At 62.2% G+C, this 8,582-nt stretch carries 7 protein-coding genes; 4 read left to right on the top strand and 3 right to left on the bottom strand.

What is annotated here, in order from left to right; translation table 11 throughout:
* Both LGH70_RS18540 and LGH70_RS18535 read left to right on the top strand, forming a co-directional pair.
* The coding region (locus LGH70_RS18540) for a TonB-dependent receptor domain-containing protein (RefSeq protein WP_226188706.1) at positions 1 to 1,320 on the top strand (1,320 nt) is incomplete at its 5' end.
* Between the two features lie 254 nt (positions 1,321 to 1,574).
* The gene (locus LGH70_RS18535) at positions 1,575 to 2,357 is read left to right on the top strand and encodes a S1/P1 nuclease (protein WP_226188704.1); all 783 of its coding nucleotides are present in this window, start codon (positions 1,575 to 1,577) and stop codon (positions 2,355 to 2,357) included.
* 146 nt (positions 2,358 to 2,503) lie between these two features.
* Here LGH70_RS18535 and LGH70_RS18530 read toward each other — a convergent pair whose 3' ends face one another.
* A complete protein-coding gene (locus LGH70_RS18530) occupies positions 2,504 to 2,887 on the bottom strand; it encodes an FEKKY domain-containing protein (protein ID WP_226188702.1) in 384 nt (127 codons plus the stop codon).
* 217 nt (positions 2,888 to 3,104) lie between these two features.
* On the opposite strand from LGH70_RS18530, the gene LGH70_RS18525 reads away from it, so the two are divergent.
* Both LGH70_RS18525 and LGH70_RS18520 read left to right on the top strand, forming a co-directional pair.
* Positions 3,105 to 5,729, top strand: coding sequence for an MGH1-like glycoside hydrolase domain-containing protein (locus LGH70_RS18525; RefSeq protein ID WP_226188700.1), 2,625 nt, complete (start codon positions 3,105 to 3,107; stop codon positions 5,727 to 5,729).
* A 304-nt stretch (positions 5,730 to 6,033) separates the two neighbouring features.
* Complete coding sequence (locus LGH70_RS18520) at positions 6,034 to 6,738, top strand: dienelactone hydrolase family protein (protein WP_226188698.1); 705 nt, start codon at positions 6,034 to 6,036, stop codon at positions 6,736 to 6,738.
* A 231-nt stretch (positions 6,739 to 6,969) separates the two neighbouring features.
* On the opposite strand, the gene LGH70_RS18515 is transcribed toward LGH70_RS18520, so the two are convergent.
* Together LGH70_RS18515 and LGH70_RS18510 are read right to left on the bottom strand one after the other, a co-directional pair.
* Complete coding sequence (locus tag LGH70_RS18515; RefSeq protein WP_226188696.1) at positions 6,970 to 7,206, bottom strand: hypothetical protein; 237 nt, start codon at positions 7,204 to 7,206, stop codon at positions 6,970 to 6,972.
* A 202-nt stretch (positions 7,207 to 7,408) separates the two neighbouring features.
* Positions 7,409 to 8,470, bottom strand: coding sequence for a bile acid:sodium symporter family protein (locus tag LGH70_RS18510; RefSeq protein WP_226188694.1), 1,062 nt, complete (start codon positions 8,468 to 8,470; stop codon positions 7,409 to 7,411).
* Positions 8,471 to 8,582: the final 112 nt, after the last annotated feature.

The following is an 8,582-nucleotide window of genomic DNA, read 5'->3' as shown; positions in this document are numbered from 1 at the left end:
GAGCTGCAAAACATCAACAACTGGGACCAGGGTGCAGCCCTGCGCGTGCAGGCCAACCTGGTGCATGCCGAAACCCAGGTGAACCTGGCCGAGGCCCTGCGCCGCACCGGCCACCGCTGGCTGCCCGCCACCGTGGATGTGCTGGCCGGCGCCGACCACCGCACCTACATTATCGTGCCCGACGGCAACTATTTCATTAACCCCGGCAACGGCAACGACCCCTTCAGTCCACTGACCTACGGCAAGACCGGCGGCTTCGTGCAGGGTGGCGTGCGGCTACTGGCGCAGAAGCTGCACCTTACGGCCACCGTGCGCGCCGACAAGAACGACTACTTCGATGTGCGCTTCAGTCCGCGGTTTACGGCGGTGTACTCGCCCACCCAGCGGCACAACTTTCGGGTGAGCTACCAGCGCGGCTATCGGTTTCCGAGCTTGTTTGAGGGCTTCTCCAACGTGAACAGCGGGCAGGTGAAGCGCATCGGCGGGCTGCGGGTGATGTCGCAGGGCGTGTTTGAGAACAGCTACCTGCGCAGCAGCATCGACGCTTTCAACGCGGCCGTGACGGCCAGTGTGAATGCCAACTCGTCGACCACCCTCACGCCGGCCCAGAAGCAGAGCCAGGCCATAACTGAAAGCCAGGGGCTGCTGCGCCGCAACCCCTACACCTACCTGCGGCCCGAGCAGATCGGCTCCCTGGAGCTGGGCTACAAGGCGGCCCTGCTGCCCGGGGGCCGCCTGCTGCTCGACCTGGATTTCTACTACAACGCCTACCGCGACTTTATTGCCCAGGTAGAAGCCTACGTGCCCAAAACCCTAAACCCCGATTCGGCCGCCATCTACCTGAGCAGCCGCGCTACCCAGAGCCGCTACCGCCTCTGGACCAACGCCCAGACGCGCGTCTACAACTTCGGGGGTTCGGTGGGGCTGCGCTACGAGCTGCCCGGCGGGCTGCTGGCCGGGGCCAATGCCACCTACGCCCGTCTGGCCCGCACCGAGTCGGGCGACGGGCTGGAGGACGGCTTCAATACCCCGCGCTGGCTGCTGAACCTGAGCCTGGGCCACGAAAAGCTCTACCGCCAGCTGGGCGGCAGCCTGGGCTACCACTGGCAGCAGGGCTACTACTCCCAAACTTTTCTGGTAAGCGGCCGGGTGCCGGCCTACCATAGCCTCGACGCCCAGCTGAGCTACACCGTGGCCCGGCCCGCGCTGCGCTTCAAGCTGGGGGCTACCAACGTGCTGAACCGCTACTACACCTCCTTTCTGGGCGGGCCCGGCGTGGGCGGCCTCTATTATCTGGCCGTGACCTGCTCGGTGAAGTAAGTACCGGCCCGGCGCGTGCAACCCGGGCGCTACTTCCGGGTTATTGGCGCCCGGTGGCTTTTCGGGGTAGGGCTGGCGTGCAAAAGCGCGGCGCGGGCCCCGAAAGCCGCAATACAGCACGCATGCCACGTAAATGCCCGAAATGAGCACGGCTCAGCTGGGGCAAGTTCTGGCTTTCGTGCTACTTTTGTGGTTTACTCCGCTTGCCGCCTATTTCCCGTCCGACGACGTTGTCGTCTTTCTCTTCTTCCTCTATGTTGAAAAAGTGTGTTGCCCTGGTGTGCTTTAGTGTTCTGCCCTTCAGCCTGATGGCCTGGGGGGTGCAGGGGCACCGGGTAGTGGGCAAGATTGCCGAAAACCACCTGACCAAAAAAGCCAAGGACCAGATTGCCCTGCTGCTGGGCACCGAGCGTTTCCCGCTGATTACGACCTGGGCCGACGAGGTGCGCTACTCGCCCGAGTACAGCTCTACGGCGCCCTGGCACTTCATCAATACCGCCCTGGGCCTGCCTTTCGCCGAGTACGCGGGCGTGGTGACGGCCATGCAGGAGCCCAACGCCTACCTGGCCCTGACCCAGAACCTGAAGGAGCTGAAGGACCCCAAATCGACGAAGGAGCAGAAGCGGGTGGCCCTGAAGTTCGTGGCCCACATCGTGGGCGACGTGCACCAGCCCATGCATGTGAGCCGGGCCGAGGACAAGGGCGGCAACGCCATTACGGTGAAATACCAGGGCAAAGACACCAACCTGCACAGCCTCTGGGACAGCGGCCTGCTCGACTACGAGGGCATGACTTACTCGGAGCTGACCCTGGTGCTGGATAAGCCCACGCCCATGCAGGTGCAGCAGTGGCAGAAAGACGACATCACCAAGTGGCTCTGGGAGTCCTACTCCATCAGCCAGCAGCTCTACGCCGAAACGGCCGAGAATGCCACTTTCGACTATAAGTACGTGCCGGGCCACCTGCCCACTGTGGAAGACCGCCTTCTGCAGGCCGGTATCCGGCTGGCGGGCGTGCTGAACGCCGTATTTATCTAAACTGCCGCGGTGCTTTTACGCACGAAGCCGCTCCCGGAAGGGGCGGCTTCGTTGTTGTTGGGGAGTAGACCAAATTTCGGTTATCGGCTTATAAAGTCCTGCATCAACGTTTCCAGTTGCCGGCGCTTTATAGGCTTCATTTGCTTTTAGGGAATGACATTGGTGCCGAATCGGGCCACGATTACGCTGTCCATTACTTTGTTATAGCACTCCCAGCGCGCCGTTTCCTCGGGGTCCACGGAGCAGCCGGCAATGTGGGGAATGATGCCATATTTTGGTTTCAGGCTGTCGACACTGCCAGGAATGCCAATGCCCCAGAAGTAGTACTTCATCGTGCCCTGTTGGCCGTCGGCCCGCGCCTGGGCGAGGCCTTGCCGGCAGGTGCGTTGTTGCCGCAGCAGCTCCTGCTCCCGGGCTGAGGCGGGAGGTAAGGTCGGGGTCGTAGGGGTGGCAGGCACGTGGCTTTTCGATTCGCAGGCGCCGAGCAAGGCCAGCAGAGAAAAAAGGAAAGCAGCAGGGGCAATTTTCATAACAGGGGAGAAGCGGGTTCCCAAGATAGCCACTGCCCGCGCCTCGTACCTCCTCCGTAGCAACCCCACCGGCGAAAAAGGAGTAGGCGAGAACTTCATTCGGCCCGATTCGTGTGGCCCGGGTGTTCGGCCCGCTTTCCGGGCCCACTACCGGCCCCAAGACCCAGCTCCCCAATGTGGCGGCGGCATGGTATATTCAGGGGACTCACTAGTTACTATGACGCAGGAACAACTACGCTTAGCGGAACATAACGCGCAACAGGCTTCCTGGAAGAAGTTCGGCCCCTACCTCACCGAGCGGCAGTGGGGCACGGTGCGCGAAGACTACAGCGCCGACGGCAACGCCTGGGACTACATCAGCCACGATATGGCCCGCAGCAAAGCCTACCGCTGGGGGGAGGAAGGCATCGGCGGCATTTCCGACGACCAGCAGCTGCTGTGCTTTTCGGTGGCCCTCTGGAACGGGCAGGACGGTATTCTAAAGGAGCGGCTCTTTGGCCTCACCAACGGGCAGGGCAACCACGGTGAGGACGTGAAGGAGCTGTACTACTACCTCGACAGCACGCCCACGCACTCCTACATGCGCATGCTCTACAAGTATCCGCAGCGGGAGTTTCCGTACCGCAAGCTGGTGAAGGAAAATGCCCGCCGTACCCGGCAGCAGCCCGAATACGAGCTGCTCGACACGGGTATCTTTAATAAGGACCGTTACTTCGACGTGTTCGTGGAATATGCCAAGGCGGGTCCCGACGACATTCTGGTGCAGATAACGGTGCACAACCGCGGCTCCAAAAAGGCTCCGGTGCAGGTGCTGCCCCAGCTCTGGTTTCGCAACACCTGGAGCTGGGGCTACGACGAGGCCCGGCCCGGGCTGCGCCAAACCGCGCCCGGCGTGGTAGCGGCCGAGCACCCGCTGCTGGGACGCTACCACTTCTACTGCGACCAGGCGCCGGAGCTGCTGTTTTGCGAGAACGAAACCAACGGCCCGCGCCTCTACGACCTGCCCGCCGAAGGGCGCCACTTCAAGGACGGCATCAACGACTACGTGGTGGATGGTGACCGGGCGGCCATCAACGAGGAGCAGCAGGGTACCAAAGTAGCGGCCCAGTACGAGCTGCTGCTGCAGCCGGGGCAATCGGGCACGGTGCGGCTGCGGCTGAGCCAGGCCGTCCAGGTGGCACCGTTCCAGGATTTCGACGCCGTCTTTGCGGCCCGCAAGCAGGATGCCGACGAGTTTTATAACTGCATTCAGGAGAACCTGCCCGACGCCGACGCCCGCAACGTGCAGCGGCAGGCGTTTGCGGGAATGCTCTGGAGCAAGCAGTTCTACCACTACGACGTGACTCAGTGGCTGGCCGGCGACCCGGCGGTGCTCACGCCGCCTGCCGAGCGCGCCCGGGGCCGCAACCGTCACTGGCGCCACCTCTACAACGCCGACATCATCTCCATGCCCGACAAGTGGGAGTACCCCTGGTACGCGGCCTGGGATTTGGCTTTCCACTGCGTGCCGCTGGCTATGGTCGATGCGGGCTTTGCCAAGGAACAGCTGCGCCTGCTCACCCGCGACCGGTACATGCACCCCAATGGGCAGCTGCCGGCTTACGAGTGGAACCTCTCGGATGTGAACCCGCCGGTGCATGCCTGGGCCACGTGGCGGGTGTACAAGATGGATAAGAAGCTCAACGAGGGCCGCGGCGACACGGTGTTTCTGGAGGCGGTGTTCCACAAGCTGGCCCTGAACTTCACCTGGTGGGTAAACCGCAAGGACAAGAGCGAGCGGAATATCTTCGAGGGCGGCTTCCTGGGGCTCGACAACATCGGCGTGTTCGACCGCAGCGCGCCGCTGCCTACGGGCGGCTTCATCGAGCAGAGCGACGGCACGAGCTGGATGGCCATGTTTGCCCTGAACATGATGCGCATTGCCCTGGAGCTAGCCAAAACCAACCCTGTGTACCAGGAAATGGCCGGCAAGTTCTTCGAGCACTTCCTCTACATTGCCGACGCCATGACCCGCGGCGGCGACGGGCTCTTCAACCTCTGGGACGAGGAAGACGGCTTCTACTACGACGTGCTGCACACCCCCGACGAGGAGCGCACCAAGCTCAAAGTGCGCTCCATCGTGGGTTTGATTCCGCTGTTTGCCGTAGAAGTGGTGGAGCAGGATTTGCTGGATGCCATGCCCGAGTTCACGGCCCGGGCCCGCTGGCTGCTCGACAACCGGCCCCACCTGGCCCAGCTGGTGAGCCGCTGGGAAGAGCCGGGCCGGGGCGCGCGCCACCTGCTGGGGCTGCTGCGCCGCTCCCGCCTCAAGCGTCTGCTGGCCCGCATGCTCGACGAAACGGAGTTCCTGTCGGAATACGGCATCCGGGCCATGTCGCGCCACCACCTGGAGCACCCCTACGTGTTCAGCACCGAGGAGGCCGACTTCACGGTGGAGTACGTGCCGGGCGAGGCCGAATCGGGCATGTTCGGGGGCAACTCGAACTGGCGCGGGCCCATCTGGTTTCCGATTAACTACCTCATTATCGAGTCGTTGCAGCGGTTTTACTTCTACTACGGCGACAAGTTTAAGGTGGAATACCCCACCGGCTCGGGTACGTACCTGAACCTGCAGGAAGTAGCCGCCGCCCTGGCCGGGCGCCTCACCCGGCTGCTGCTGCGCGACAAAGACGGCCGCCGCCCCGCCTTCGGTACCGACGAGAAGCTGCAAACTGACCCCCACTTCAAGGACAACCTGCTCTTCCACGAGTACTTCCACGGCGACAACGGCCGCGGCATGGGCGCCAACCACCAAACCGGCTGGACTGGCTTGGTAGTGCGGCTCCTGCAGATGCGGGGATAAGATGGAAAACCACGGAACCGATAAGATAACAGGCCAAGACCATAAGCCGATTCCGCCGGGTTGGAGCTGGAGGGTAGAGGAAGCATCGAACGGCTGCTTGCGGGCAACGCTGACTTCTGAGCACGGGCCGGTGGTGGAAATAACCGGTACCAGCCTCGAATCTATGCGCGCATGGTGCATAGCCGCAGCGTTGGACATTGACCAGCAACTGGCCTTAAGAACAAGGAAGCGGGAGTAGTTGCTGGCTGCAACAAAAGACGCCCGAGCGGGCTTTAGCAACTCAACTACCAACCCCACAACCCGCATGAGCTACCCCAACGCCGTTACCCTCACTGCCCCCGATACCACCCAGCTCAACGCCTACACCGCGTTTCCCACCACCGCAGGCCCGCACCCCGGCATTATTCTGCTGCAGGAAGCCTTCGGCGTAAACGGCCACATTCGCAGCGTCGCCGACCGGCTGGCCCAGGCGGGCTACGTGGTTATTGCCCCCGAGCTGTTTCACCGCACGGCCGCGCCGGGGCTGGAAATTCCGTATTCCGATTTTGCCAGCGCCCTGCCGCACTATCAGGTGATTACGCCCGAGGGCCTGGCCGCCGATGTGCAGGCCAGCTACGACTGGTTCCGGGCTCAGGATAACGTGACCGAAAAAATCGGCAGTATCGGATTTTGCCTGGGTGGGCGGGTGTCGTTTCTGGCTAACATGGTGGTGCCGCTGGCGGCGGGCGTGTCGTACTACGGCGGGGGCACCCACCACCTGGCCAGCCGGGCTAGTGAGCTGCACGCGCCCCACCTGTTTTTCTGGGGTGGGCAGGACAAGCACATTCCCAAGGAGCAGATTGATACCGTAACCGCGGCCCTGGATGCGACCGGCAAACCCTACATCAACACTGTCATTTCCTACGCCGACCACGGTTTCCACTGCGACGAGCGGCCTAGCTACCACGCCGCCGCGGCTCAGGAAGCCTGGGCTCTTACGCTGGCCTTCTTTCAGGATAAGCTGCGCTAAAGCAGTGTTTTAAGTACAGCGTATTCACGAAAGCAGCGCCGAAGGCTAACCTCCGGCGCTGTTTTTTTATTGGGGCGGCTGACAAGTGCAAATTCGTTCGGGGCCTGCCGGGCGTCCGGCAGAAACGAAGTGTCCCGTATGGCTTGGTTTGATCAGCAGCTCAACGTCAGCACGTGAAAGGCCTCACGGTGTGCGGCACGACGGACTTTTGTGGAGCAATCAGGTAGCAGGCTAGTTGTTGGGCAGGGCCAGCAAAGCCAGCTGGGAAGCTGCGCTGGCGGGACCCTGGTACACCAGACGACCCTCACGCAGGGCACCGGCGTACACCTCTACTTCCGAGGAATCCTGGGGAACGAACACGCGCACCGATTCCCGCATGCCGGGCCGGATAAAGGTAGTGCCCGCTTCAACCTGAGTAGGCCAGGAGATTTTGTAGAAACCCGCATTTTCCAACTGCACCGTAAGCATAGTAGATGTTTTATGTTTTCAGGGTCACAATCATATTTATCATTTGATAGTTCATATCACACGATAAAATATTCCGATTGGTAGATTTGATAGGCTTGTATACGGTAGAAAAGGGCATTTAAACGGCCCTAACCGCGAAGTTTAGGGTCCGCAAAAGATTTGGGCCTCAGCGTCAAGGCGGTAAAAATGCGTGCTGTCGAGCTTAACGAGCCGCCGGGGCTGCAGCCGCCAACTCCCGGGTCTTCATGCGCCGGCCCACCGCCTGAGCCATGACGCTGGCCATCATGATTTGCAGGGCGTGGTAGAGCATCAGGGGCAGGAGCAGAGTGCCCAAGGCAATGGTGTTGGCAAAAAGCACCTTGGCCAGCACCGTGCCGTGCACCAATGACTTTTTGGAACCGCAGAATACGGCCGTAATCCGGTCTTCGTCGGAAAAGCCCAGCAGGCGGCTGATAACGGTAATCAGGCCGAAAATCAGCAGAAACAGGGCTACCATGCCGGCTGCCAGTCCCAGCAAATCGGCGGCGCGGTAATCCTGGAACAGGTTTTCGGCAAACGACTCGCAGAAGGAGGTGTACACCAGGGTCAGGATAATGAGCTGGTCGAAGATGCGCAGCTGCTGGCGGTGCGCCTCGGCCCAGGCCCCGAAGCGGGAGTTGAGGGCTATGCCCAGGGCCACGGGCAGCAGCACCTGTCCACCCAGGCTGGCGGCCATGCCACCCAGGCCTACCTGCGCCGCACCGGTGTGCAGCACCAGATTCACCCACAACGGCGTAAGCACGATGCCCAGCAGGCTGGAAATACTGGCGTTGAAGATAGCGGCCGGCATATTGCCCTGCGCAATAGACACCATGACCACCGACGTCGAAACCGTGGACGGCAACGTGGCCAGGAAGAAGATGCTGGCCCAGAGCGCCTCGGCCTTAGCTCCCTGAAAAAACGGCCGCACCGCCAGGGCCAGCAGCGGAAACAGCACAAACGTGGCGCTTTGCGTAACCAGGTGCAGGCGCCAGTTGCGCATGCCAGCCCGCAGCTTGTCCAGGCTCAGGCGCAGCCCGTAGAAAAAGAAGATAACCGCGACGCCGCCCGTCGTCAGGGCCGACCACGGCACGGGGCTGCTCTTGCTGCCGATGCCGGGGGCCAGGTATGCCAAGCTCACCACGAGCAGCAGGGCCCCCAGAAACCAGTCGATGCCGAGGCGGGCCAACAGGCTGGGCGGCGGGGTGAGAGCAGTGGGAGCGGAAGTGGGCTGAGGGGCAGACATAGGCGCTTGTACGGGGCTAGCGGGGTTGTGGTCGGGCAAAGAAAGCGTCCGGAAACGCAATTCGCCCCGCCCCGGCCCCGAATTTTCGGGTGCCGGGGCGGGGCGAATTGCC

This window comes from Hymenobacter nitidus (genome assembly GCF_020447315.1).
Taxonomy (GTDB): domain Bacteria; phylum Bacteroidota; class Bacteroidia; order Cytophagales; family Hymenobacteraceae; genus Hymenobacter; species Hymenobacter nitidus.
This window is presented reverse-complemented; position numbering and strand designations above follow the sequence as displayed.

What these genes read in the sequence shown, in the direction of transcription:
- LGH70_RS18530 (WP_226188702.1), bottom strand. Translation starts at nt 2,887, where the DNA reads ATGAAAATTGCCCCTGCTGCTTTCCTTTTTTCTCTGCTGGCCTTGCTC.
- LGH70_RS18510 (WP_226188694.1), bottom strand. Translation starts at nt 8,470, where the DNA reads ATGTCTGCCCCTCAGCCCACTTCCGCTCCCACTGCTCTCACCCCGCCG.
- LGH70_RS18520 (WP_226188698.1), top strand. Translation starts at nt 6,034, where the DNA reads ATGAGCTACCCCAACGCCGTTACCCTCACTGCCCCCGATACCACCCAG.
- LGH70_RS18515 (WP_226188696.1), bottom strand. Translation starts at nt 7,206, where the DNA reads ATGCTTACGGTGCAGTTGGAAAATGCGGGTTTCTACAAAATCTCCTGG.
- LGH70_RS18535 (WP_226188704.1), top strand. Translation starts at nt 1,575, where the DNA reads ATGTTGAAAAAGTGTGTTGCCCTGGTGTGCTTTAGTGTTCTGCCCTTC.
- LGH70_RS18525 (WP_226188700.1), top strand. Translation starts at nt 3,105, where the DNA reads ATGACGCAGGAACAACTACGCTTAGCGGAACATAACGCGCAACAGGCT.